The following is a 26,134-nucleotide window of genomic DNA, read 5'->3' on the forward strand; positions in this document are numbered from 1 at the left end:
GCACGCACACCACGCGACCGGCCCGCGCGGGGACCGCGTGAGCGCGGGCGCCGACTCCGGCCCGCACGAGATCTCCTACCGCATCGAGGACCTCGCGCATCTCAGCGGCGCCACCGTGCGGACCATCCGCGCCTACCAGGACCGCGGCCTGCTCCCCCGCCCCGAGCGGCGGGGCCGCGCCAACGTGTACGCCGACGTCCACCTCGCCCGGCTCCGGCAGATCGCGGACCTGCTCGACCGGGGCTACGGCCTGGCGTCCATCAAGGAGTTGCTGGACGCCTGGGACGCGGGCCGGGGGCTCGGCGGGGTCCTCGGGCTGGTCGCCGAGGTGGACGGGCCGTGGACGGACGAGCAGGCGGCACGGATCTCGCGCGCCGAGCTGGAGCAGCGCTTCGGCGGCAGCCCGGACGACGCGGCCGTCGCCGAGGCCGTCGAACTCGGCGTCCTGGAGCCGGTCCCCGGAGACCCCGACGCCTTCCTCGTGCCGAGCCCCCAAGAGCTGGCGGTGGCCGTCGAGTTGCACGCCTCCGGGGTCCCGCTGCCCGCGATCTCCTCCCACCTGCGGGAGTTGAGGGTCCAGGTCGAGCACATCGCCTCCCGTTTCCTGGAGTTCACCACCGAGCACGTCTTCGCCCGCTACCTCGACGGCCCGCACCGCCCGACCGACGCGGACGCCACCGAAGCGGCCTCGCTCGTACGACGGCTGCGGCCCCTCGCGCAGCAGACCATGGACGCCGAACTCGCCCGCGCGATGCGGCTGTTCGCCACCAGGTCGCTGCGGCAGCACCTCGGGGCGGCGGAGTCGTCCGGGACCGCCTCCTCGTCACGTTCCGTGGCCGTGCCCGAGTCGACAATGCGGGCCGTGGAGGCGCTGGTTGGGGTGGAGCACGCGGGCGAGTTCATCGCGTTGGCGGCTGAACGGGAGGTGCGGGCACGGGCGTTGGATGCGCTCATGCCAAGGGGTGGGCCCCCAGCTGATCTTGACGAAGAGGGCTGACAGGAAAGGGAGTTGTCCACAGAAACGCCAATTCCCCTGTGGATAACTACAGTTGGTTGTGGATCAAACATCGGTCGCAAAATAAAATGCGTGATCCACGTCTCTCGCGTCATCCTGACCTGATGGATGAAAGACGCACCGTGAAGGTGTCGAAGTACCTCTCCAAGCATCTGCGCCACCAGCCCGAGCGGATCGGGCTCACCCTCGACGAGGCCGGCTGGGTCGAGATCGACACGCTGATCGCGGCCTGCGCCGCGAACGGGTTCCGGTTCAGCCGCGAGGAACTCGACCATGTGGTGGCCACGAACGACAAGCGCCGTTTCGCGATCGAGGGCACCCGGATCCGCGCCAGCCAGGGCCACAGCATCGAGGTCGACCTCGGGCTGCCCCCGGCCACCCCGCCGCCGTACCTCTTCCACGGCACGGTCGCCCGCAGCCTGGACGCGATCCGGGCCGAAGGGCTGCGGCCCATGAACCGCCACGCCGTCCACCTCTCCGCCGACCGGGAGACGGCCACCCGCGTCGGCGCCCGCCGCGGCCGGCCCGTCGTGCTCTCCGTGGACGCGGGGGCCATGCACAAGGACGGCCATGTGTTCCAGGTCAGCGAGAACGGAGTGTGGCTCACGGAGGCGGTACCCGTGCGGTACCTGCGGTTCCCCGCCTCCCACTGACCTCGCGCCCACCGCTCCCGCGAGGCCGGGAAGTGCCGCCCCTGCCTGGCCCCGGCCGCACCGCCCCCGGCATGATCAGTGGTATGGACCACTTCCACAGCACCGAGGCCGCCGTCGCCGCCCTCCGGGACCTCGCGTCCGAGTACGCGCGGGAGATCGAGGTCACCCACGACATCGGCGCCGACCAGACCTCACGCCGTACCTCCGCGGGCTTCGGCGTCACCACCGACCCGGACGGCTCGCTCCCGCACGAGGCGTTCATCGAGTTCGGCGGACTGCCCCGGGTGACGGTGCACCTTTACCCCGAGGACGACGCGCTGATCACCGTCGAGAGCATCAACTGCCCCGACATCGCCCGTGACGACGTCCCCGCCTTCCTCCGTTCCGTCTTCGACGGCCGCGCCTACGTCAAGTCCCGCCGTTTCCCGCCCAGTTGCAGCCTGATCGTCCCCCTGCCCGGCGACCGGACGCACAAGGAGTGGATCTCGATGATCAGCCTCACGCCGTGGCTGAACAGCCGCATGCAGTGACGGTTTCACGTGAAACAGGGACAGATGCATAACCTGGGACCCATGAGCCTGCGTCTGAGCACCGTGATCCTCCCGTACCGCCGCTGGACCGAGGGGAGCCGCGAGGCCTGGCAGCGCGCGGAGCAACTCGGCTTCCACACCGGTTTCACCTACGACCACCTGTCCTGGCGCACCTTCCGGGACGGCCCGTGGTTCGGTGCCGTCCCCACGCTGACCGCCGCCGCGGCCGTCACCGAGCGGATGCGGCTGGGCACCCTCGTCACCTCGCCGAACTTCCGGCACCCGGTGACCCTCGCCAAGGACCTCATCTCCCTCGACGACGTCTCCGGCGGACGGATCACCCTCGGCATCGGCGCGGGCGGCACCGGCTTCGACGCCACCGCGCTCGGCCAGGAGCCGTGGACCCCGCGGGAGCGGGCCGACCGGTTCGGGGAGTTCGTGCCGCTGCTGGACCGGCTGCTCACCGAGGACTCGGTGTCGTACGAGGGCAACTTCTACTCGGCGCACGAGGCGCGGAACATCCCGGGCTGTGTGCAGCGGCCCCGGCTGCCCTTCGCGGTGGCCGCCACCGGACCGCGCGGGCTGCGGCTCGCCGCCCGCCACGGACAGGCCTGGGTGACCACCGGCGACCCGAAGCTGTTCGAGAACGGCACCCCCGAGCAGTCGGTTCACGCCATTCGCGGCCAGGTCGAGAAGCTGGCCGACGCCTGCGCGGAGATCGGCCGGGACGCGTCCGGGATCGACAAGATCCTGCTCACCGGTTTCACCCCGGACCGCGGCGGCCCGCTGGAGTCCGTCGACGCGTTCGTCGACTTCGCGGGACGGCACCAGGAACTGGGCTTCACCGACATCGTGATCCACTGGCCCATCCCGGACTCCGACTTCGCCGCCGACGAGAAGACCTTCGAGCAGATCGCCATGGAGGCCCCGGCCCAGCTCCGCTGAGCCGGCAGCCGACGCTCCGGCGCACAACAGCCCTGGTGGGGGCGGTAACCACTCACCTGTGCACAGCCCCGCACGACCGTGCGGGCATATGCGGGAGAATGGCCCGGTGACCTCAGCGACTCGACAGCCCGAGACCAAGGCCTCCGCCGTCCCGCCACGGCTGATCGCCACCGACCTCGACGGCACCCTGCTGCGCGACGACAAATCGGTGTCCCCGCGCACGGTGGCCGCCCTCGCCGCGGCCGAGGAGGCGGGCATCGAGGTCTTCTTCGTCACCGGCCGTCCGGCCCGCTGGATGGACGTCGTCAGCGACCACGTGCACGGCCACGGACTGGCGATCTGCGGCAACGGCGCCGCCGTGGTCGACCTGCACGGCGGCCCCGGCACCCACCGCTTCGTGAAGGTCCGCGAACTGGCCCGGGAGAACGCCCTCGACGCCGTGCACCTGGTCCGCGAGGCCGCGCCCGGCACGGTGTACGCGATCGAGCTGACGTACGGCTTCTACCAGGAGCAGGCGTATCCGAAGCTGCACATGGAGATACCGGACAGCCTCGCCACCGCCGAGGAACTGCTCGCGCCGGACGCCCCCGGGGCCGACGAACCCGTGCTGAAGATCCTGGCGTTCCACCCCGAGCTGGACCCGGACGTCTTCCTGAACGTCGCCCGCCTCGCCCTCGGCGACCGCGCCAACGTCACCCGCTCCAGCCCCAGCGCCCTGCTGGAGATCAGCGGACCCGGCGTCTCCAAGGCCAGCACCCTCGCCCTGTGCTGCGCGGAGCGAGGTATCGCGCCCGAGGAAGTCGTCGCCTTCGGGGACATGCCGAACGACGTCGAGATGCTCACCTGGGCCGGACAGTCGTACGCGATGGGCAACGCGCACCCCGCCGTGGTCGCCGCGGCCTCCGGACGGACCGTCGACAACAACGAGGACGGCGTGGCGGTCGTGATCGAGCGCATCCTGGCGGAGCGGCGGTAAGGGCCGCAGGCCCGGAGCGCGCGCCCGTCCGGAGGCTCAGCCGGTCGGTACGCCCCGCTGGGCCAGCCAGGGCAGGGGGTCGACCGCCGATCCCATGTCCGGGGTGACCCGCACCTCGAAGTGCAGATGCGGGCCGGTGGAGTTGCCGGTCGTACCGGACTGGCCGATCCACTGGCCGGTGGTGACACGGTCCCCCTGGTCGACGGCGACGGCGGCGAGATGGGCGTACTGCGTGTAGTAGCCGCCCGGGTGCTCGACGACGATCGCGATACCGAAGGCACCCCCGCAGGACACCCGCACGACCCGGCCCGCGCCGGCCGCCCTGACCGGTGTGCCGATGGGCACCGCGAAGTCCTGGCCGGTGTGCCGGTTCGCCCAGCGGGAGCCGCCGCTGCCGAAGCCCGCGGAGAGCTGGATCGTCTCCACCGGCGCGACCCACGGGGCGGTGTCACGGGTGGGCGGCTGGTCGAGACGGACGGCGCCCCGGCAGTTGCCCGCCGCGACCGAGGCGTCCGCCTGCCCCTGCAACTGGCCGCGCGCCTCCTCCAGCCGCCGCTGGATGCCCTGTTTCAGGTCGGCGAGTTCGGCGTTCCGCCGCTCCAGGTTCCGCCATGCCGACGCGGCCTTCGCCCGGTCCGACGCGAGCCGCTTCTCCGCCCGGTGGCTTCTGCCGATCGCGTTGCCGACGGCCAGGTCCGCCTGGGAGAAGACATGCTGATCGCGCATCAGCTCCTCGGGGCTGTCCGCGAGGATGATCCGGGCCGCCATCGGGACACCGCCGCCCCCGCGGTACTGGGCGCGGGCGATCCGGCCCAGCTCCTCGTGCAACCGTGCGATCTCCCGCCGTTCACGGTCCAGTCGGCCCTCGACCCGCTGTGCGCGGACCTGTTGCGCGTCGGCCTCCTGCCGGCCCGCGTCGTACTGCCGGGCCGCGACGGCCGCGTCCTGGTACAGCCGCGCCACCCGCGCGCTGGCGTCGGCGGGAGCACCCCCGTCGCCGTCGCCCGGCCTGGCCGCCAGCACGGCGAGCGCGCACAGCAGTACCGGAACAAGCAGTGGATGACGGCGAGATGAGCGCATGTCAGCGATCGTGACCCGCGCGCCGGGCGAGGACCCTGTTGAAGTCGTACGCATGGGGGACACGTTGCCGCGAACGGCTCAGCGGGAGCCGTGTCGGACAGGTCCCGGGCGGGCTCGGCGCGGGGTCTAGTGCGGGGCCTGCCACACCACCGTCGTACCGCCGCCGTCCGCGCCGATGCCCGGCCCGTACCAGCTGTCTCCGCCCAGCGACTCGGCCCGGCGTCCGAGGTTCTTGAGGCCGCTGCGACGGCCGCCCGCCGGGATGCCGACGCCGTCGTCCGCGACGGTGAGCCGGACGCCGGGACGGCCGTCGGGGAGGGTCACGGTCGCGTCGACGACGACCTCGATACGGGACGCCGCCGCGTGCCGGAACGCGTTGGAGAGGGCCTCGCGCAGCGCCGCGATGAGGTTCTTGCCGGTGAGGTCGCCGACCGTGGTGTCGACCGCGCCGAGGAAACGGTGTCCGGGCTTGAAGCCGAGCGGCACGGCCGCCATGTTGATCTCCCGCAGCACTCGCGTGCGCAGCCCGGAGGGCGCCTCGGCGGGGCCCTGCTGGAGTGCGAAGATCGCGGTGCGGATCTCCTGGATGGTGACGTCGAGTTCATCGACGGCGTTGCCCACGCCCTGGCGCACCTCGGGGACGAGCGCCCCGCGCTGGGCGCTCTCCAGCATCAGCCCGGTCGCGAACAGCCGCTGGATCACCAGGTCGTGCAGGTCACGGGCGATGCGGTCGCGGTCCTCGTACACCGCGAGCCGCTCCCGGTCGCGCTGCGCCTCGGCCATCATCAGCGCGAGCGCGGCCTGGGAGGCGAACTGGACGGCGAGGGTGCGCTCGGCCTCCGTGAACGGCCGCTCGCCCCGCCCGCGAGGCGTGACCAGAGCCCCCAGGACCCGCCCGCCGCTCTGCAGGGGCAGCACCATGATCGGCCCGTAGGAGTGGGCGAGGGCGCTGAGCATCCGGGGATCGGTGGCCGCGTCGGCCACGAACACCGGCTTCCCGGCGAGGAGTTGCGTGATGATCTCGCTCTCCGGCGGGACGACCCTGCCGAGCTGGTCGGACGGCTGCTCCGAGGCCACGGCGACGATCTCCATACCGCCCTCAGCGGCGGGCAGCAGCACGATCCCGGCCGCCGAACCGGAGAGCCGGCGGGCCCGTTCCGCGACGACCTGGAGCGCCTCCTCGGCGTCCCCGCCGGACAGCAGGGCGGTCGTGACCGCCACCGACCCGTCGATCCATCGCTCGCGCTGCTTGGCGGCCTCGTACAGCCGGGCGTTGCCGATGGCGATTCCGGCCTCGGTCGCCAGCACCCGGACCATGCTGACGTCGTAGTCGTCGAAGGGTGCCCCGCCGCGCTTCTCGCCGAGGTAGAGGTTCCCGAAGACCTCGCCCTGGACGCGGACCGGGACGCCGAGGAACGTGCGCATCCGGGGATGGTGGTCGGGGAAGCCCCAGGACCGCGGGTCGTCGGTCACATCCGTCAGCCGTACCGGACCGGGCTCCCGGATGAGTGCGCCGAGCAGCCCCGTGTGTCCGTCGGGCAGCCGTCCGATGCGCCGCGCGGTCTCCGTGCCGACACCGTGGAAGACGAAGTCGGCGAGCGCGTCGCCGTCCTCGTCGACGACGCCCATCCCCGCGTACCGGGCATCCGTCAGCGCGGCGGCGGCCTCGCAGATCCGCTCCAGCGTGGAGTGCAGTCCGAGGCCGCTCCCCACGGACCGCATGGCCTCCAGCAACTGCGGGACGCGGACGGCCAGTTCGGCCGACGGTCCCGGGACGGACGACGGAGGGCCGGGGCGCGCGGCGGCTTCCATACCCCCGAGCCTAATTAGTCCCCTTTGTCACCGAAAGTCGAGCGGCCCGGCGCCGGTCACCCCTGACCGGCCGCCACCAGCGACTCCGACTCCGCCTCCCGGGCCGCCATCCCCCGCAACGGCCCCTCCACCGACGCCAGTCCGGCGAACGGCCCCCGCTGCACCACCCGCCCCTCGTCCAGCACGATCACCTCGTCCACGTCCTCCAGACCCGCGAGCCGGTGCGTGATCAGAAGGGTCGTACGGCCCTCCGTGGCGGCCAGCAGATCGGCGGTGAGCGCGTCGGCGGTCGCCAGGTCCAGGTGTTCGGCGGGCTCGTCGAGCACGAGCACCGGGAAGTCGGCGAGCAGCGCGCGAGCGAGCGCCAGCCGCTGCCGCTGCCCTCCGGAGAGCCGCGCCCCGTGTTCACCGACGAGCGTGTCGAGGCCGTCGGGCAGTCCGTCGGCCCAGTCGAGCAACCGGGCCCGCGCCAGCACGGCCCGCAGTTCGGCCTCCGTCGCGTCCCTCCTCGCCAGCAGCAGGTTCTCGCGCACCGAGCTGTCGAAGAGATGCGCGTCCTGCGCACACAGCCCGACGAGCCGTCGTACGTCGTCGCCGTCCAAGGCGTACGCGTCCACCCCGGCCAGCGTGTACGTGCCGGCGTCCGCGTCGAGGAACCGCAGCAGCACCTGCGCGAGGGTCGTCTTGCCGGACCCGGAGGACCCGACGACGGCGACCCTGCGGCCTTTCTCCAGCGTCAGGTCGAGCCCGGCGAGGGCGTCCCGGTCCTGCCCGGTGTGGCGGGCGGCCAGTCCCTGCACGACGAGCGGGAAGGGCGTCGCGGGTGCCTGGCGGGGCCGCTCCGGTTCGCGTACGGGCTCGGGGGCGTCCAGCACCTCGTACACGCGCTCGGCGCTCTTGCGGACCCGCTGCCGGTACTGCACGGCGAGGGGCAGTCCGAGGACCGCCTCGAAGGCGGCGAGCGGGGTGAGCACGACGACGGCCGTCAGGACACCGCTGAGCCGTCCCGCGGCGACCGCCTGGGCGGCGACGAACGCGGTGGCGGTGACGGTCAGGCCGGAGACCAGCGCGGTGAGGCCGTCGCCGAGCGCGGTGGCGGTGGCGGCCCGGGAGGCGATCCGGGTGAGAACCCCGTCCGCCCGTCCGGCCTCGGCCGTACGCGCGGGCAGCGCGCCCGCGACCGTCAACTCGGCCGTGCCGGTGAGCAGTTCCGTGACCCGGGTGGCGAGGGCACCGCGGGCGGGGGCGAGCCTGCGTTCGGCACGGCGGGCCACCGCGCCGGTCACGAGGGGGACTCCGGCACCGGCCGCGAGGAGGCCGACCGCGAGGACGGCACCCGCCTCGGGCAGCAGCCAGGCCGTGAAGCCGACCGTCACTGCGGAGACGGTGACCGCGACCCCGGCGGGCAGCAGCCAGCGCAGCCAGTAGTCCTGGAGCGCGTCCACGTCGGCGACGAGCCGGGACAGCAGATCGCCCCGGCGCGTGTCGCGCAGTCCGGCGGGCGCCAGCCGTTCGAGGCGCCGGTAGACGGCGACCCGGGTGTCGGCCAGCATCCGCAGCACCGCGTCGTGCGACACGAGCCGCTCCGCGTACCGGAACACGGCCCGTCCGATCCCGAAGGTCCGGGTCGCCGTCACGGCCACCATCAGATAGAGCACGGGCGGCTGCTGGGAGGCCCGCGAGATCAGCCACCCCGAGGTGCCCATGAGCCCGACGGCACTGCCGAGCGCGAGACTTCCGAGCAGCAGCGCCAGGGCGAGACGACCGCGCCGGGCACCGGACATGGCACGGACCCGGGCGAAGACGCTGCCCCTGTCCGCGCCGATCCGCGGCTCGGGTCCGTCGGGGGCCACGGAACTCCCCGGCATCTCCTGGGCAGTCCGCGCCCCAGGAGCCGCAGACCCGGCTTCCGCCCGCACCGCGGCCGTGCCCTCCGCCAGCCGCACCACCCGGTCGGCCACCGCCAGCAGGGCCGGCCGGTGCACCACGAGCAGGACGGTCCGCCCGACCGCCAACCGCCGTACCGCGTCGACCACTTCGGCCTCGGTCGCTCCGTCCAGTGCGGCGGTCGGTTCGTCGAGGAGCAGAACGGGCCGGTCGGCGAGGAAGGCCCGGGCGAGGGCGAGCCGCTGCCGCTGCCCGGCGGACAGCCCGGCCCCGTCCTCACCGAGCACGCTCCCGATGCCCTCGGGCAGCGCGTCCACGAAGTCCAGGGCCCCCGCGTCCGCCAACGCCCGCCGTACAGCGGTGTCATCGGCGTCGGGGCGGGCGAGCCGGACGTTCTCGGCGATCGTCCCGGCGTACAGCTGCGGCCGTTGCGGCACCCAGGCGATCCGGGCCCGCCAGCGCTCCAGATCCACGTCGGCGAGATCGACTCCCCCGACGCGCACCCGGCCCTCGGCGGGGCGGACGAACCCCAACAGGGCGTTCAGCAGAGTGGACTTGCCCGAACCGCTCGGTCCGACCAGGGCGACCGTCTCCCCGGGGTCCACGGTGAAGGACACGTCCGACACGGCGTCCACGGAGCGTCCGGGATAGCGGACCGTCACGCCGTCGAAGGCGAGGGCGTCGGACGGGACGTCGACGTTCCCCCGGTGCGGGACCGGTGTCTCCAGTACGGCGAAGATCTCCTCCGCCGCCGCGAGGCCTTCCGCCGCCGCGTGGTACTGCGCGCCGACCTGACGCAGTGGCAGATATGCCTCGGGGGCCAGGACGAGGACGACGAGACCGATGTAGAGGTCCATGTCGCCATGGACGAGGCGCATGCCGATCGTCACGGCGACCAGGGCGACGGAGAGGGTGGCGAGGAGTTCCAGGGCGAAGGAGGAGACGAAGGCGATCCGCAGGGTCCGCATGGTCGCCTGGCGGTACTCGCCGGTGATCCGGCGGATCGACTCGGCCTGCGCCTTGGCCCGCCCGAACACCTTCAGGGTGGGCAGTCCGGCGACCACGTCCAGGAAATGCCCGGAGAGACGGGACAGCAGCTGCCACTGCCGATCCATCCGGGACTGCGTGGCCCAGCCGATCATCACCATGAAGAGCGGGATGAGCGGGAGCGTGCCGACGATGATCGCCGCCGACACCCAGTCCTCGGTGACGATCCGGGCCAGCACCGCCACCGGGACGACGATCGCGAGGCCCAACTGCGGGAGGTAGCGCGAGAAGTAGTCGTCGAGGGCGTCGACGCCCCGGGTGGCGAGGGCGACCAGCGAGCCGGTCCGCTGCCCGCTCAGCCAGCCCGGCCCCAGCTCCGCGGAACGTTCGAGCAGCCGGCGCCGTAGCTCCGACTTCACGGCGGCGCTGGCGCGGTGGGCAGCGAGTTCGGTGAGCCAGGAGACCAGGGCGCGGCCGACGGCGACCGCCGCCAACAGCAGCAGGGGAGTGCCGAGTTCACCGACGGACATCCGGTGCTGGAAGGCACCGACCACGATCTCCGCGATGAGCATCGCCTGCGCGATGACCAGCGCCGCCCCGACGGCACCCAGGCCGACGACCGCCATCAGGAAGAAGCGGGTGGCGCGGGCGTAGCGGAGCAGACGTGGGTCGATCGGTTTCACGTGAAACACACCCTCTTCTCAGGAGGTCCCTGCTTCGCGGGGCCCGACGTCTCGGCGGGTCCCCACGGGGCATGTTTCACGTGAAACATGCCCCATTTCTCACTCAGTGCGCGGCTTCGGCGATGTGGTGCGTGCCGATCCGCTTGCGGAACACCCAGTAGGTCCAGCTCTGGTAGAGCAGGACGATCGGGGTGGCGATCCCCGCGCACCAGGTCATGATCTTCAGGGTGTACGGGCTCGACGAGGCATTGGTGACCGTCAGGCTCCAGTCCGGGTTGAGCGAGGACGGCATGACGTTCGGGAAGAGCGACAGGAAGAGCATCGCGACGGCGGCCACGATCGTGATCCCGGAGAACGCGAACGACCAGCCCTCACGACCCACCTGGATAGCCCCCAGCGCCGCGACGAGCGAGACGACGGCCACGATCAGTGCCACCAGGCTCTTGCCGTCACCGCTGTCGACCTGGGTCCAGATCAGGAAGGCCAGCGCCAGCAGGGCGGTGAGGAGCCCGACTTGGAGGGCCAGCGTCCGCGCCCTGGCCCGGATGTCCCCGACCGTCTTGAGGGCCGTGAACACCGTGCCGTGGAAGGTGAAGAGCGTCAGCGTGACCAGGCCGCCGAGGATCGAGTACGGGTTGAGCAGGTCCCAGAAGTTGCCGGCGTACTCGAAGTTCTTGTCGATCTTCACGCCGCGCACGATGTTGCCGAAGGCCACGCCCCACAGGAACGCGGGGAGCAGCGAGGTCCAGAAGATCGCCGTCTCCCAGTTGCGCTGCCAGTTCTCCTCCGGCCGCTTGGCCCGGTACTCGAAGGCGACACCCCGGACGATCAGGCAGACCAGGATGATCAGCAGGGCGAGGTAGAAGCCGGAGAAGAGGGTGGCGTACCACTCGGGGAAGGCGGCGAAGGTCGCACCACCGGCCGTGAGCAGCCAGACCTCGTTGCCGTCCCAGACCGGGCCGATCGTGTTGATCAGGACCCGCTTCTCGGCACGGTCGCGGGCGAGCAGTTTGGTGAGGATGCCGACCCCGAAGTCGAAGCCCTCCAGGAAGAAGTAGCCGGTCCACAGGACGGCGATGAGGACGAACCAGACGTCGTGCAGTTCCATGACAGTTGCAGCTCCCTCGGCCTAGTACGAGAAGGCCATCGGCTTGTCGGCGTCCTGGGAGTCGCCGCCGATCTTCGTGGGCGGGTTGAGGTCGGCCTCGGTGAGTTCGGGCGGGCCGGCCTTGACGTACTTCGCGAGCAGCTTGACCTCGATGACGGCGAGGATCGCGTAGAGCGAGGTGAAGACGATCATCGAGGTGAGGACCTCGCCCTGGGAGACGCTGGGGGAGACGGCGTCACGGGTCTGGAAGAGGCCGTAGACGACCCAGGGCTGGCGGCCCATCTCGGTGAAGATCCAGCCCCAGGAGTTGGCGATCAGCGGGAAGCCGAGGGTCCAGATCGACACGAGCCAGTAGAGCTTGGTGAGTTTCGGGCCGAGGGCCTTGTTCTTGAAAAGGACCACGTGCGGCACCTCGTCGTCGCCGACCCTCAAGTGCGGGGCCAGCATGAACTTCTTGCGGGTCAGCCAGAGTCCGGCCAGGCCGATGACGAAGGACGCCATCCCGAAGCCGATCATCCAGCGGAACGCCCAGAAGGTGACGGGGATGATGGGCCGGTAGTCGCCGGGACCGTACTTGGCCTGCTCGGCCTTGTTGGTGTCGTTGATGCCGGGGACGTACGAGTTGAAGTCGTCGTCGGCGAGGAAGGACAGTATCCCGGGGATCGACAGCTCGACGGAGTTGTGGCCCTTGCTGACGTCGCCGTAGGCGAAGATCGAGAACGGCGCGGAGTTCTGACCGTCCCACAGCGCCTCGGCGGCGGCCATCTTCATGGGCTGCTGCTTGAACATGACCTTGCCGAGGGTGTCACCGCTGACGGCGGTGAGCAGGCCGGCGATGGCGACGGTGACCAGGCCCAGCCGCAGCGAGCTCTTCATCACGGCGATGTGCTTCTTGCGGAACAGGTGGAAGGCCGCGATGCCGACCATGAACGCGCCGCCGGTCAGGAAGGACGCGGAGAGCGTGTGGAAGGCCTGCGCGAGGGCGGTGTTCTGGGTCAGCACATGCCAGAAGTCGGTGAGTTCGGCACGGCCCTTCGCCTTGTTGATCCGGTAGCCGACGGGGTGCTGCATCCACGAGTTGGCCGCGAGGATGAAGTACGCCGAGAGGATCGTGCCGATCGAGACCATCCAGATGCAGGCCAGGTGGATCCGCTTGGGCAGCTTGTCCCAGCCGAAGATCCACAGCCCGATGAAGGTGGACTCGAAGAAGAACGCGATCAGCGCCTCGAAGGCGAGCGGGGCACCGAAGATGTCGCCCACGAACCGCGAGTAGGCGGACCAGTTCATTCCGAACTGGAACTCCTGGACGATGCCCGTGACGACGCCCATGGCGATGTTGATCAGGAAGAGCTTGCCCCAGAACTTGGTGGCCCTGAGGTACTTCTCCTTCTCCGTGCGCACCCACGCGGTCTGCAGCCCGGCCGTGAGAGCGGCGAGCGAGATCGTCAGCGGGACGAACAGGAAGTGGTAGACGGTGGTGATGCCGAACTGCCATCGCGCCAGTGTCTCCGGCGCCAGAGCCAATTCCACGTCGTCAGTCTCCTTACGTCGCCGTGGTACAGCGGCAGTTTGCCCCTTTTGTCGCACACATCATGGGACGAACCGGGACACGCTTGTGAACGCGTTCACATTCACAAGCTATTATGACGTACGGATTTTCGACGGACCACGGGGGGTCCCGTTCCGGAGCCCAGTACGAAGGGGGGTCGCCTGATGGCAACCCCCCTGACGTCACTCGTTACGAACCCACACATCGGCAGGTGTGACGAACGACTCGCCGGCACGCGCGGGCGACGGCCGGAACTCCTCAGGCGACGGCTAGAGCTCCTTGGGGAAACCCTCCGCCACCTTCAGGAAGATGTCGTTGGCCTCGGTCTCCCCGACCGTGACCCGCACGCCCTCGCCGGCGAACGGCCGCACCACCACACCCGCCCGGTCGCAGGCCGCCGCGAAGTCCAGCGTGCGCTCCCCCAGCCGCAGCCACACGAAGTTGGCCTGGGTCTCCGGGACCGTCCAGCCCTGGGCGCGCAGGGCGTCGACCACGCGGGTGCGCTCGGACACCAACGAGCCGACGCGGCCGAGCAGTTCGTCCTCGGCGCGCAGCGAGGCGATGGCCGCCTCCTGCGCGAGCTGGCTCACCCCGAAGGGCACCGCCGTCTTGCGCAGCGCCGCCGCCACCGGCTCATGGGCGATCGCGAAGCCGACCCGCAGCCCGGCGAGGCCGTACGCCTTCGAGAAGGTGCGCAGGACGCAGACGTTCGGCCGGTCGCGGTAGAGCTGGACGCCGTCTGGCACCTCGATGTCGCGGATGAACTCGCGATACGCCTCGTCGAGCACGACGAGGACATCGCCGGGCACCCGGTCGAGGAAGCGCTCCAGCTCGGCCCGGCGGACGACCGTGCCCGTGGGGTTGTTGGGGTTGCAGACGAAGATCAGCCGGGTGCGGTCGGTGATCGCGTCCGCCATCGCGTCCAGGTCGTGCACGTCACCCGGAGTCAGCGGCACCTGCACGGCCGTGGCACCGCTGATGCGCGTGATGATCGGGTACGCCTCGAAGGAACGCCACGCGTACATGACCTCGTCGCCGGGGCCGCTGGTCGCCTGGATCAGCTGCTGGGCGACGCCGACCGAACCGGTGCCGGTGGCCAGGTGCGAGACCGGGACGCCGAACCGTTCCGCCAGCTCGTTCATCAGGCCGGTGCAGGCCATGTCCGGGTACCGGTTGAAGGACGTGGCCGCGGCGGTGACGCTCTCCATCACGCCGGGCAGCGGGGGGTAGGGGTTCTCGTTGGAGGACAGCTTGTAGGCCACCGGACCGTCCGCCGAGGCAGGCTTGCCCGGCTTGTAGGTGGGGATACCCTCCAGCTCGGCGCGCAGCTTCGGGCTCGTCTCGCTCACCGCAGTCCTCCTTGTGACCACCACCGGCTTCGAATACTGCTCACCTTATGAGGATTCGGGGGCGAGGCGTACAGGTCGGGTCCGGGGAGGTGCGGACGGGGCTTTCGGGAAGGGTGCGGACGGTGGTTGCCGGACGGGTGTGAGCGGTGGTTGCCGGAGGGGCGACGGTGGTCGCCGGAGAGTCGGCCGTGACTGGCCGGTATCGCCTCACGCCTCACTTGCGCATCAGGGGCATCACCGTACGAAGGCGCACGAAGCGGGGGCGCGCTGTACATATATCTATGCGCCGGTGGCACGCGCCGTGGCGCGCATCCCTCGTGCAGGTGAGTTGAGACCTCTTCGAGACATGGGGGGCTTGGCAGGCCCATGCGCGCCGACAAGTCACGTAATGCCATTGCATCGTTTAACTGACTTTGTTTCTAAGGCAGTTGACCCGTTCTGACCTTGCAGAAACGTGCCTGTCAACGCGTGCATATGCGTCCGCACTACCCCACCGCATGAGCCCTACTATCGGCTCGCCATGACAGCAGCAGGGAAGCACCAGGTGAGCCGCGCGGAAACCTCTCGTCGAGGAAGCCGGCCGGGCCGGGCGGGAATCAGAGACGTGGCCGCCGCGGCCGGAGTCTCCATCACGACCGTCTCCGACGCCCTCAACGGCAAGGGCCGGCTCCCGGACGCCACCCGACGCCATGTCCGAGAAGTCGCCGACCGGCTGGGCTACCGCCCCTCCGCGGCGGCTCGCACGCTCCGTACCGGCAAGTCGGGCCTCATCGGTCTGACCGTGACCACGTACGGGGATGAACCTTTCACCTTCACCGAGTTCGCGTACTTCGCCGAGATGGCGCGGGCCGCCACCTCGGCCGCGCTCGCCCGCGGCTACGCCCTCGTGATCCTCCCCGCGACCTCGCGCCACGACGTGTGGTCGAACGTCGCCCTGGACGGCACGGTCGTCATCGACCCGTCCGACCAGGACCCGGTGGTCAGCGAACTGGTCCGGCAGGGCTTACCGGTCGTCTCCGACGGCCGGCCGGCCGGTTCGCTGCCGGTCACCGCGTGGGTGGACAACGACCACGAGGCCGCGGTCCTGGACATCCTGGACCACCTGGCCGACGCCGGCGCCCGCCGGATCGGCCTGCTCACGGGCACGAGCACGGACACGTACACGCATCTCTCGACCACCGCATACCTGCGTTGGTGCGAGCGTGTGGGCCAGGATCCGGTGTACGAGTCGTATCCGGCGCACGATCCGTGCGCGGGGGCCGTCGCCGCGGATCGGCTGCTCGCCCGGCCCGACCGGCCCGACGCGGTCTACGGCCTCTTCGATCCCAACGGCACGGATCTGCTGGCGGCCGCGCGGCGGTACGGGATGCGGGTGCCGGAGGATCTGCTGCTCGTGTGCTGCAGCGAGTCCACGGTGTACGCCAACACCGAGCCGCCCGTCACGACGCTGTCGCTGAAGCCGCGGCGGATCGGTACGGCGGTGGTGCAGCTGCTCATCGACGCCATCGAGGGGGTCGAGTCGGACATGCCGATCGAGCAGGTGATACCGACGGAGCTGATCGTGCGGACGTCGTCCCAGCGGCGTCCGCCGAGGACGACGGTCAGTCCGCCCCGGTCGCCCGAGGGGAAGTAGGGGCGGGTCGGGGCGGAGATGGGGCGGGGGCCGGGGTTCCGGGGGAGCCCTGGGGGCCGAGGGGACTCGGCCTCGGGGGTGTTGGTGGGTGCCGACGGCCGCCCCGCGGTATCCGAGTCGCTGCCGGTGCTCCCCCGACCCGCGACGCGTACAGGACCGCCCTCAGACAGCCCCTGGCGGGCCGAACGGCGCCGGGACTCCCACCCGGCGCCGGAGGGCGCGGAACGGGCGCCAGAGGCCGACTCCGAGGCGGACAGGGCGGGTTGAGGGACCGTCACTGCCGCCGTCACCGTCACGGCCACCGTCACCGCTACCGTCGCCGCACAGGACAAGCGTCGGCGACCGGCGTCCAGGTGGATGGGCAGCGCGGGCGTCGGACCCCACCGCGGAACGAGCACCCGGGGCCCGGCGCCCGGCCCCGCACCCCACCCACCCCCGGCGTCACCCCCGTACCCCCCGCATCCCCACCAACCATTTCCAGCCGCCCTCACGGCGTGAACCCGTCCCCGTCAAGGAGACGACGAGCGGTCGAAGCCCGGGCCAATCGGGGCGAAAGCCGCGGTGGAGTGGAGTCCTGCTCCGATTCACCACCCCTGGGTCATCACATGGCGCGATCCGCATTCCTATGATGGGCCCACGACACCGCGGGCCGCTGCGACCAGGCAGTCCGACGCGGTGCAGCTGCGGCGCGATGGTGGAGGGGTCGATGACTCAGGGGGCCGGTCAGGGACCCGAGGTGGAGCGGACGGCGACGCTGCGCGACTTCCGGGTACCCGCGTACGTCCACGAGACCGGTCCGTACGCCGACAGCGCGCAGCCGGGCGAGGTCGTACGACCCGACGAGGAGGCCTTCGACGAGGCCTATCCGGAGGGGTACACACCCACCCAGCGCGATCTGCCCGTCATCCGTCGGGGTGACACGGTTCAGGTCGCGGTGGACCCCGCGTCGGTGGCCGTCCCGCAGCAGACGGAGGGCGCCGGTCCGCTGTTCGTCGTAGGCGATGTGCACGGATATCTCGACGAACTGGTCGCCGCCCTGCGGGAGAAGGGCCTGATCGACGCGGCCGGAAGCTGGTGTGCCGGCACCGCGCGGCTCTGGTTCCTCGGCGACTTCACCGACCGCGGACCCGACGGCATCGGCGTGATCGACCTCGTGATGCGGCTGTCCGCCGAGGCCGCCGCGGCCGGCGGGTACTGCAAGGCGCTCATGGGCAACCACGAGCTGCTGCTGCTCGGCGCGAAGCGGTTCGGCGACACCCCCGTCAACTCCGGCGCGGGCACCGCCACCTTCCAGGCCGCCTGGCTCCTCAACGGCGGCCAGAAGACCGACATGGACCGCCTCCAGGACGTCCACCTGCAGTGGATGGCCCGGCTCGACGCCATGGAGGAGGTCGACGGCCACCTGCTCGTACACTCCGACACCACCGCCTACCTCGACTACGGCGACTCGATCGAGGCGGTCAACGACAACGTCCGCGAGACCCTCACGCGCAACGACGCCGACGAGGTGTGGGACGTCTTCCGCAAGTTCACCAAGCGCTTCTCCTTCCGCGACGAGGGCGGCGCCGACCACGTCCGCTCCCTCCTCGATACGTACGGCGGGACCCGGATCGTTCACGGACACAGCCCGATTCCCTATCTTCTGGGCGACGTGGGCTCCGAGGACGGCGAGGACACCGCGAGTCCCGTGGTCGAGGGACCGCACGTCTACGCCGAGGGACTCGCCATCGCGATGGACGGCGGCGTGACCATGGCCGGAAAACTGCTGGTCCAGCAACTTCCCCTGGATATCTGAGCGTTTATCGGGCAGGCGTCCCCCTCGGAGGACCGGCGGACGACAGCGCTGGCCAGGGGCCAATTTCTGGAAACCCCCTGTCACCGTGTGCCGTCGCCGCTCTACCATCGGCTTATCCGTAGCAGGCTCCCCTCCGTTTCTGCCCGACGGCTCGTTGGCATGCGAGCCCCAAGCCCTACGGAGCATCGGGGGATGCACATGAACAGCGTTCCGCAGCACCTGCACAGCGAGGACCGCCAAGAGTACGAGCGGATCCTCGATGAGGCGCTGCGCTCCGCCCCTACCCGCCCGGAACTGGCCGCTGTCGGTAAGCGGCTCAACCCCGAACAGCTGCGCACCATGGCGCTGAACGCCACCGCACTCATCACGGCGGCCGCGGCGACCGAGTACCAGCACTACGTGAAGGTCCGCGAGGAACTGCGCCAGCCGGCGTCGTCCACCCCGTCGACCGTCCGCGAGTCCGGCTCGACGGAGCCTGGCGGCGTGGGCGCGATGGGGCTCGCCACCACCCTGGGGGAAGCGGCCGAGGGTGCGGGCGCCGTCGCCGTCGCCGCCGTCCTCACCCCCGTCCTGGCAGGCACGGCCGCGGCGATATTCCTGCTCGTGGGGTACATCCTCAAGATGCTCACCCCCGAGCCCGCCTTCGCCAAGACCATGCTCACCGCCGGCTGGGTGTTCGGGGCCATGACCGCCGCGGCGATCCTCGTCGCCGCCGTCGGCCTGCTGCTCACCGCCCTGCGCAACCGGCCCACACTCGAAACCGGCCCCTACGGCGAGTCGGGCGGCGAGGTCGCCCGCGCCAGGGAGGCCTGGCACGACGCCCTTCTGGAACGCGGCATCCTGCCGTTCCTCCAGGAGGCACTGGCGGCTCCGGGCACGGCGGCCCTGCGCCGCACGACCCCCTCGGGACCGAGTCGCATGCCCCACCTCGGCTACGACCGCCCCGGTTTCTCCAGCCCGGACGACGGACCGGAGCCGGGTCACCGCCCGAGCTTCACCAGCCCGGACTTCACCAGCCCGGACTTCGGGGGGCCCGAACACCAGCCGGAGTAGCCCCTCGGCTTGCGCCCCCACCCAGGGGAGCGCAAGCCGAACGCCCGGCCACGGGACGCGAGGGCACGGGGCATAGGGCACGAGGGCACGGCGGCACGGGGCCGCGGAGTCACAGGGTGGGCGAGTGCTGCGCTCGTCTCCGCTCGCGCGACAGCGGGTCGCGGATCCCCTCATGAGGCCCTGGCATGCCGCCCTGCCGGGAACGGGCGGGCGGGGGTGAACCCGTGGTCCGCACGGGGGCTGGGTGTACCCCTCATTCGGAGGACAGTCCCATCCTCCCGCGCCGGGAGATCCGGTTGGCTGGTGATCGTCACCGACCGAGAACCAGATCTCCGGGGGATCCGACCATGCAGATACCGTCGTCGAAGAAGGCCGGCGCCGCCGTGCTGGCAGCAGCCCTGCTCGCACTGGGCACACCACTGGCCGCGACCGCCGCCACCACCGGACACCCGGCACCGAACCCCTCCTACACCGCGAAGACACTCCAACAGGACCTCGCGGCCGTACGGAAAGCCGGCGGCGGCGATGTGAACGTACTCGCCAGGGTCGACGGAACGGGCAGCGCGCCGCTCATGGCCCGCATCGGCACCCGGACCGCCGGTTCCCTGGACCCGGTTCCCTGGAACGCGCACTTCCGCGTGGCCAGCACCACGAAGACCTTCGTCGCGACCGTCGTCCTCCAACTCGTCGCGGAGAAACGGCTGTCACTCGACGACACCGTCGAACACTGGCTCCCTTCGGTCGTCTCCGGCAACGGCAACGACGGCAGCCGCATCACCGTCCGCGACCTGCTCCGCCAGACCAGCGGGCTGTACGACTACGTCGACGATCCGGCGATCCAGGACCAGCTGATCAACCACTTCGACGAGAACCGCTACGAGGACACCCCGACCGCCGACCTGGTCGCGGTGGCGATGAAGCACCGGCCGCTGTTCGTGCCGCAGCCGGGCGGAGCCACCCGGTGGGCCTACTCCAACACCAACTACCTGCTGGCCGGGATGATCGCCGAGAAGGCCGGCGGCGCGAGCTGGCAGGACCTCGTCGAGCACCGGATCATCGCGAAGCTCGGACTGCGCAACACCTCCGTTCCCGGGCTCAACCCGTTCCTTCCTGACCCGCATGTGAACGCGTATCTGACGACCGCCGACGGCAAGCGCCTCGACGTCACCGAGCAGAGCTACCAGCACACCGCCGACTCCGGTGTGGTGAGCACCACCGCCGACCTGAACACCTTCTTCCGCGCCTTGGCCGACGGCCGCCTGCTCCCCGCCGAACAGTGGCGCGAGATGCGGCAGACCGTCGCGCGGAACGACGACCCGGAAGACCTGGCCGAGATGCCCGAGGGCACCTACGGCCTCGGCCTCCGCAAGATCCCGCTGTCCTGCGGCGGCTTCTCCTACATGCACGAGGGCGACGGTCCGGGCGTCAACACCCGCCCCGCGGTGAGCGCCGACGGCAGGCGCGCGGTGACGGTCTCCATCACGACCACCACCGCACCGCCGGACCTCGCCGCCCTCAACCGCGCGACGGGAACCCTCGTCGACCACGCCCTGTGCCTGAAGCCCGCCACGAGCTGACCGAAGGGCTGGGGCCTCTCCGGCGGATCAGGTCGCGGGAACAGGAAATCGACGGTGGCTGATCGGCGCCAGTGAGCCAGGAAAGCGACGGTGGCTGATCGGCGCCGGTGAGCGTAGCCTGGTTCTCCTCTCCTCGGCCGCCTGGTTCTCCTCTCTCCGGCCTGATTCTCCTCACGGCTTCCGCCGTGCTCACGGCGATGTCTCTCACGGTGGGTGCCCCGGGGGAGGTCTTCATCGAGGACAGCTTCAGCCCGGAGCAGGCAGTCGCGAGTCCTCTCTTTCCGGAAGGGTGATGATCGCGATGCTCTCCGGCTGGGCCACGGCCAGGCGGGTGCCGTCCGGGTGGAGGGCGGCAACGGGCGTCGGGATGTGGGTGGCCCCGTAGCTGCCGTCTCTTCGCGACACCTCCACGGTGGGCCACTCCGCCACCACGGCACCCGTCGTGACATCGACCAGCCGCGGATGCCCGTGAAGTGAGACGACCGTGTCGCCCCGCGCGATCAGAGTGCCGACGGAGAAGTCGACCCGGCTGCGATGGGTCCACTGCCCTGCCGAGAGTGACCACACTCCCAACTGTCCCGGGCCCAGGACAGAGAACCCCTCGTCATCGAGAGCCAGCTCCCCGGTCGCCACAGCCACACGGTCGCCGTCGAGCCAACAGGCCGAGACGACCTCATCGTCGACGCCTGGCTCCGACGGCAGCACGCCACGGTCATCGAGCACGGCGGGGTCCGTCAACGCGCGGGCCACGTCGAAGACTTCGGCGATCCCGTGCGGATGCCAGAGCCAGCCGGCCGAGAGCAGGTGTGTCCCGTCCGGGCTCATCTCCAACCGCGAGTGGAAGACGTCCCTCGGACGTCGTTCGCCGACGGTGAGCCGCTCGCCCGACTCCGCGTCCTCGATCTCAAGGACGTTGTACTCCTCCGGGCAGTGGACCAGAACCTCGCGGCCGCCGCGCAACGTCCCGAGTGCCACCGCGTAGTCGAAGTCCTCCGCGTGGTCGTAGCTGCGACTCAGCTCACGGACGAGCCGGTCGCCATCGAGCAGCAACGCCTCGGTACCGCGCTCGGCATAGACGACGGAGTAGCGACCGGAGGGGGAGGCGACGCACCGGTCGAAGGGAGACCCGTGGACGACCGAGGCATGCTGCTCGACGCCGTCAGGACCCCAGCGGCGGCCACCCACCGGATCGACCAGATCATCGCCGTTCCACACCAGCGACTGCGCCTCGGCCGTCACCTTGAGAACGATCAAGACTCCCCCTCATCCCCGTAACACCCTTCGTCCCTGTTAGCCCCGTTATCCCCGTAACACCCGTCGCCCCTGTGCGCACGATGGCGCTGCTGTGCCGAAGACACCCTCCCCACACCCTGCCTCCGGCACAGCACCAGTCCACTGACGTCAGTGCACGTACGTCAGTCCGCTGGCATCAGGCCACTGACGTCAGTCGACGGACGTCAGTCCGCCATCGGCAGATACACCCGGTTCCCGCTCGCCGCGAACTCCTTCGACTTCTGCAGCATCCCCTCGGCGACCTCCTCGGCCGTCGCCCCCGCAGCCGCCGTACCGCCGAACTGCGCTGTGATGCTGTGGCTGATCTTCATCGAGCAGAACTTCGGCCCGCACATGGAGCAGAAGTGAGCGGTCTTGGCGGGCTCGGCCGGAAGCGTCTCGTCGTGGAACTCCCGTGCCGTGTCCGGGTCGAGGGCCAGATTGAACTGGTCCTCCCAGCGGAACTCGAAGCGGGCGTCGGACAGCGCGTCGTCCCATACCTGTGCACCGGGGTGCCCCTTGGCGAGGTCGGCTGCGTGGGCGGCGATCTTGTAGGTGATGACGCCGGTCTTGACGTCGTCACGATTGGGCAGGCCCAAGTGCTCCTTGGGCGTGACATAGCAGAGCATGGCCGTGCCCCACCAGGCGATCATCGCGGCACCGATGCCGGAGGTGATGTGGTCGTACGCAGGCGCGACGTCCGTCGTCAGCGGGCCGAGCGTATAGAACGGAGCTTCATCACAGATCTCCTGCTGAAGGTCGATGTTCTCCTTGATCTTGTGCATCGGGACGTGTCCCGGGCCCTCGATCATCGTCTGAACATTGAAACGCTTCGCGATCGTGTTGAGTTCCCCGAGAGTCCGCAGTTCCGCGAACTGTGCCTCGTCGTTGGCGTCCGCGATCGAGCCGGGCCGCAGGCCGTCGCCGAGCGAGTACGTGACGTCGTACGCGGCGAGGATCTCGCACAGTTCCTCGAAGTTCTCGTACAGAAACGATTCCTTGTGGTGCGCGAGGCACCACGCCGCCATGATCGAGCCGCCGCGCGAGACGATGCCCGTCTTGCGGTTCGCCGTCAGCGGTACGAACGGCAGCCGCACGCCCGCGTGGACGGTCATGTAGTCCACGCCCTGTTCGGCCTGTTCGACGACCGTGTCCTTGTAGATCTCCCAGGTCAGCTCCTCGGCGCGGCCGTCGACCTTTTCCAGCGCCTGGTAGAGCGGGACCGTGCCGATGGGGACGGGGGAGTTGCGCAGCACCCACTCGCGCGTGGTGTGGATGTTGCGGCCGGTGGACAGGTCCATCACCGTGTCGGCGCCCCATCGCGTCGCCCAGGTCATCTTGTCGACCTCCTCCTCGATGGAGGAGGTGACCGCGGAATTACCGATGTTGGCGTTGACCTTCACCAGGAACCGCTTGCCGATGATCATCGGCTCGATCTCGGGGTGGTTGACGTTGGCGGGCAGCACCGCGCGCCCGGCCGCGATCTCCTCGCGGACGACCTCGGCCTCGACGTTCTCGCGTACGGCCACGAACTCCATCTCGGGGGTGACCTCGCCCCGTCGCGCATAGGCGAGTTGCGTGACCGCCGTACCGTCACGGCCTCGGCGCGGCTGACGGGGGCGGCCCGGGAAGACCGCGTCCAGGTTGCGCAGGCCGCCGCGCGGTGAGGTGTGCTTGATCCCGTCGTCCTCGGGACGGACGGGCCGGCCCGCGTACTCCTCGGTGTCGCCGCGGGCGATGATCCAGTTCTCCCGCAGCGGCGCCAGTCCCCTGCGGACATCGGTGTCGACGAGCGGATCGGTGTACGGGCCCGAGGTGTCGTACAGCGTCACCGACTCCCCGTTGGTGAGGTGCACCTGACGGACCGGCACCCGCAGATCGGGGCGCGAGCCCTCGACGTACCCCTTGTGCCAGCCGATGGACTTCCCGGCCTCCGTGGGCTGTTCGGCCCGTGCGGACTCATCGCCCGAAATGGGCTGTTCGTCCTGGCTGAAGGCAGGCGTGCGTGCGTCCTTGTTGGTCATGAGACCTACTCCCTACGCCGGCATTACCCGGTAACAGGTTCGGCGGTCGACGCAGCGGCTTCCGTCAGCCGATGTTTCATGTGAAACATCACTCGATTCAGGTGACGTTTCCCGTGAAACATCGCAGAGACGAAGGTCAGCGCCCTCTCAGCCCGGTGCTCCGAGCTCCCGCGTGTGCAAAGGTGCCTCCACGCTAGCGCCATAAGTGGCGCGGTGAACAGTGGGCCTCCGGCGTTCTTGCGATGATCGGGCGGTGACCACGACACAGCAGCCTCCGTACCCGCCGACCGGGCCGCCTCATGGCCACGACCATGGATCCGGCGACGACCACGGTTCGGGGCACGACCACGGACCGGGCGGGCACGGTTCGGACGGCCACGGTTCGGGTGCGGACGGTGGACACGGGTCCGGTGGCGGCGGTGGGCACGGTCATTCGCACAGCCACGGCCCCGCCGCCCCCGTCTCCCGGCATCTGCGGAAGGTCATCGCGGCGATCCTGATCCCGTTCACCGTGGCGGTCGTGGTCGGCATGGTGGTGCTGTGGCCCGGCGGCGCCCCCTCGCACAAGCGCACCGGCGTCGGCTTCGACCGGCAGACCCAGCAGGCGACGGTCACCAAGGTCGTCAGCGTGAGCTGCGCGTCGGTGAACGCGTCCGGCGGGGGTTCGACCGGGGACACCTCCACCGCCGAGGGCTCCTCCGCGGCGCAGGAAGCGGCCGGCACCTGCAAGAAGGCCACGGTCACGGTCTCCACCGGAAAGGACAAGGGCCGTACGTTTACGGAGATCGTCCAGCCCGACCAGTCACGGCAGTTGCATCAGGGCGAGAAGGTCGTGGTCGCGTACGAACCCTCGGCGCCCAGGGATCTGCAGTACTCCGTCACCGATGTGAACCGTAAGTTCCCGATGGCGCTGCTCGCCGGGATCTTCGCACTGGCCGTCGTGGTGGTGGGCCGGCTGCGCGGAGTCATGGCGCTGATCGCGCTGGCCATCAGCTTCATGATCCTGAACTTCTTCATCCTGCCCGCGATCCTGCACGGCTCGAACCCGCTGATCGTCGCGGTGGTCGGATCGAGCGCCATCATGCTGATCGCCCTGTACATGTGCCACGGCCTGTCGGCCCGTACGTCCGTGGCGGTGCTCGGCACCCTGATGTCGCTGGTACTGATCGGCGTCCTGGGCTCGGTGTTCATCGGCTGGGCCGCGCTGACCGGCAACACGGACGACAACACGGGCCTGATCCACGGGCTGTACCCGTCGATCGACATGAGCGGTCTCCTGCTCGCCGGCGTCATCATCGGTTCGCTCGGTGTGCTCGACGATGTGACGGTCACCCAGACCTCAGCGGTGTGGGAGCTGCACGAAGCCAATCCGTCGATGGGCTGGCGCGGGCTGTACCGCGCCGGCATCCGCATCGGCCGCGACCACATCGCGTCCGTCGTCAACACCCTCGTCCTCGCCTACGCGGGCGCCGCGCTGCCCCTGCTGCTGCTCTTCTCCATCGCCCAGAGCAGCGTGGGATCGGTCGCCAACAGCGAGTTGGTCGCCGAGGAGATCGTGCGCACACTGGTCGGCTCGATCGGCCTGGTCGCCTCGGTACCGGTCACGACGGCCCTCGCGGCCCTGGTCGTCTCGGCGGACCGCCCGGGACGCGAGGCGGTTCCTGCCGGGGCAGCGGGTGTACCGGGTGGCGCGGGCGTAGCTGGTGCGGCGGGTGCGACCGGTTCGGCTACGGCGTCCACGGCGGCGCCGGGCGCCAAGCCCGCGCCGGCCCGGGGCGGGAAGGGCCGACGGCGCAAGCGATGAGGCGTTCCGGGTTCTGAGGCGCCGCAGCCCCTGGGCGCTCGCCGGCACTCCGGCTCCGCGGTCTCTGTCCACAGCCTCTGGGCCGCCGTCAGCCTTCAGGCTCCGCAACCGCTCGGGCCGTCCCAAGCACTGAGGTTCCGCAAGGGCTGAGGTTCCGGAAAGGCCGGGTGCGCGGCGGGCGGCGGGCGGCGGGCGGCGTGGTGCTCCTGGTTGACGAGGGCAATGGCTGGGTGCCGCAAGGACGGGACCGTGCCCCAACTCCAGCCTCGCCACCGGACCATGCCCCGGCCCCGGCACTCGCCCCGCCCTCGCCACCGTTGCCGGCACAGGCAGCACCGCCACCGGCACCGGCAAGCACCGCATGCGGCGGGAACCGCCCCAGGAAGCCACGCAGAAGCGTTA

18 protein-coding genes and 1 riboswitch are annotated in these 26,134 nt (G+C 70.5%); of the genes, 10 read left to right on the forward strand and 8 right to left on the reverse strand.

The genetic code is table 11. The features are described from left to right. The first annotated feature begins 37 nt into the window (after window positions 1-37). From ACIPTO_RS22880 to ACIPTO_RS22900, 5 genes are all read left to right on the forward strand, one after another. Window positions 38-997, forward strand: a complete 960-nt coding sequence (locus tag ACIPTO_RS22880; protein ID WP_401195467.1) for a MerR family transcriptional regulator — start codon at window positions 38-40, stop codon at window positions 995-997. Window positions 998-1,119: 122 nt separating this feature from the next. Then, complete coding sequence (locus ACIPTO_RS22885; RefSeq protein WP_401195027.1) at window positions 1,120-1,668, forward strand: RNA 2'-phosphotransferase; 549 nt, start codon at window positions 1,120-1,122, stop codon at window positions 1,666-1,668. Window positions 1,669-1,751: 83 nt separating this feature from the next. Next, entirely contained in the window at window positions 1,752-2,198 is a 447-nt protein-coding gene (locus ACIPTO_RS22890) for a hypothetical protein (RefSeq protein WP_401195029.1), read from the forward strand. A gap of 42 nt (window positions 2,199-2,240) precedes the next feature. Then, window positions 2,241-3,143: an LLM class flavin-dependent oxidoreductase gene (locus ACIPTO_RS22895; protein ID WP_401195032.1), complete on the forward strand. Its 903-nt coding sequence runs from the start codon at window positions 2,241-2,243 to the stop codon at window positions 3,141-3,143. An 88-nt stretch (window positions 3,144-3,231) separates the two neighbouring features. Beyond that, window positions 3,232-4,119 (forward strand): Cof-type HAD-IIB family hydrolase, encoded by an 888-nt coding sequence (locus tag ACIPTO_RS22900; RefSeq protein ID WP_366318852.1) that lies wholly within the window; start codon window positions 3,232-3,234, stop codon window positions 4,117-4,119. A 36-nt stretch (window positions 4,120-4,155) separates the two neighbouring features. Here the strand turns inward: ACIPTO_RS22900 and ACIPTO_RS22905 are convergent, their stop codons facing one another. The 6 genes from ACIPTO_RS22905 to hisC form a co-directional block, all read right to left on the reverse strand. Next, window positions 4,156-5,199: a peptidoglycan DD-metalloendopeptidase family protein gene (locus tag ACIPTO_RS22905; protein WP_401195034.1), complete on the reverse strand. Its 1,044-nt coding sequence runs from the start codon at window positions 5,197-5,199 to the stop codon at window positions 4,156-4,158. Window positions 5,200-5,325: 126 nt separating this feature from the next. Next, entirely contained in the window at window positions 5,326-7,011 is a 1,686-nt protein-coding gene (locus tag ACIPTO_RS22910; RefSeq protein WP_401195036.1) for a GAF domain-containing protein, read from the reverse strand. A gap of 56 nt (window positions 7,012-7,067) precedes the next feature. After that, window positions 7,068-10,568 (reverse strand): thiol reductant ABC exporter subunit CydD, encoded by a 3,501-nt coding sequence (cydD, locus tag ACIPTO_RS22915; RefSeq protein WP_401195039.1) that lies wholly within the window; start codon window positions 10,566-10,568, stop codon window positions 7,068-7,070. A gap of 103 nt (window positions 10,569-10,671) precedes the next feature. Next, window positions 10,672-11,676, reverse strand: coding sequence for a cytochrome d ubiquinol oxidase subunit II (cydB, locus tag ACIPTO_RS22920; RefSeq protein ID WP_401195042.1), 1,005 nt, complete (start codon window positions 11,674-11,676; stop codon window positions 10,672-10,674). A gap of 21 nt (window positions 11,677-11,697) precedes the next feature. Continuing rightward, the gene (locus ACIPTO_RS22925) at window positions 11,698-13,206 is read right to left on the reverse strand and encodes a cytochrome ubiquinol oxidase subunit I (RefSeq protein ID WP_401195045.1); all 1,509 of its coding nucleotides are present in this window, start codon (window positions 13,204-13,206) and stop codon (window positions 11,698-11,700) included. Between the two features lie 288 nt (window positions 13,207-13,494). Then, window positions 13,495-14,574, reverse strand: coding sequence for a histidinol-phosphate transaminase (gene hisC, locus ACIPTO_RS22930; protein WP_401195047.1), 1,080 nt, complete (start codon window positions 14,572-14,574; stop codon window positions 13,495-13,497). A 520-nt stretch (window positions 14,575-15,094) separates the two neighbouring features. Between hisC and ACIPTO_RS22935 the strand changes: the two genes are divergently transcribed. The 4 genes from ACIPTO_RS22935 to ACIPTO_RS22950 all read left to right on the forward strand — a co-directional run bounded on the left by ACIPTO_RS22935 (window position 15,095) and on the right by ACIPTO_RS22950 (window position 20,632). Further along, on the forward strand, window positions 15,095-16,207 hold the full coding sequence (locus ACIPTO_RS22935; RefSeq protein WP_366318838.1) for a LacI family DNA-binding transcriptional regulator: 1,113 nt from the start codon (window positions 15,095-15,097) through the stop codon (window positions 16,205-16,207). 691 nt (window positions 16,208-16,898) lie between these two features. After that, window positions 16,899-18,002 (forward strand): metallophosphoesterase, encoded by a 1,104-nt coding sequence (locus tag ACIPTO_RS22940; protein WP_366318836.1) that lies wholly within the window; start codon window positions 16,899-16,901, stop codon window positions 18,000-18,002. Window positions 18,003-18,194: 192 nt separating this feature from the next. Then, on the forward strand, window positions 18,195-19,055 hold the full coding sequence (locus ACIPTO_RS22945; RefSeq protein WP_366318834.1) for a hypothetical protein: 861 nt from the start codon (window positions 18,195-18,197) through the stop codon (window positions 19,053-19,055). Between the two features lie 347 nt (window positions 19,056-19,402). Continuing rightward, on the forward strand, window positions 19,403-20,632 hold the full coding sequence (locus tag ACIPTO_RS22950; protein ID WP_401195050.1) for a serine hydrolase domain-containing protein: 1,230 nt from the start codon (window positions 19,403-19,405) through the stop codon (window positions 20,630-20,632). Between the two features lie 246 nt (window positions 20,633-20,878). Here ACIPTO_RS22950 and ACIPTO_RS22955 read toward each other — a convergent pair whose 3' ends face one another. After that, a complete protein-coding gene (locus ACIPTO_RS22955; RefSeq protein WP_401195053.1) occupies window positions 20,879-21,886 on the reverse strand; it encodes a hypothetical protein in 1,008 nt (335 codons plus the stop codon). A 203-nt stretch (window positions 21,887-22,089) separates the two neighbouring features. Continuing rightward, a complete protein-coding gene (gene thiC / locus ACIPTO_RS22960; RefSeq protein WP_401195055.1) occupies window positions 22,090-23,928 on the reverse strand; it encodes a phosphomethylpyrimidine synthase ThiC in 1,839 nt (612 codons plus the stop codon). Continuing rightward, window positions 23,921-24,110, reverse strand: a riboswitch (TPP riboswitch). Its footprint overlaps the gene before it by 8 nt. Before the next feature lie 71 nt (window positions 24,111-24,181). On the opposite strand from thiC, the gene ACIPTO_RS22965 reads away from it, so the two are divergent. Further along, the gene (locus tag ACIPTO_RS22965) at window positions 24,182-25,732 is read left to right on the forward strand and encodes a YibE/F family protein (RefSeq protein ID WP_401195057.1); all 1,551 of its coding nucleotides are present in this window, start codon (window positions 24,182-24,184) and stop codon (window positions 25,730-25,732) included. Window positions 25,733-26,134: the final 402 nt, after the last annotated feature.

The organism is Streptomyces sp. NPDC090083 (assembly GCF_044747445.1).
In the GTDB taxonomy this organism is placed as follows: domain Bacteria; phylum Actinomycetota; class Actinomycetes; order Streptomycetales; family Streptomycetaceae; genus Streptomyces.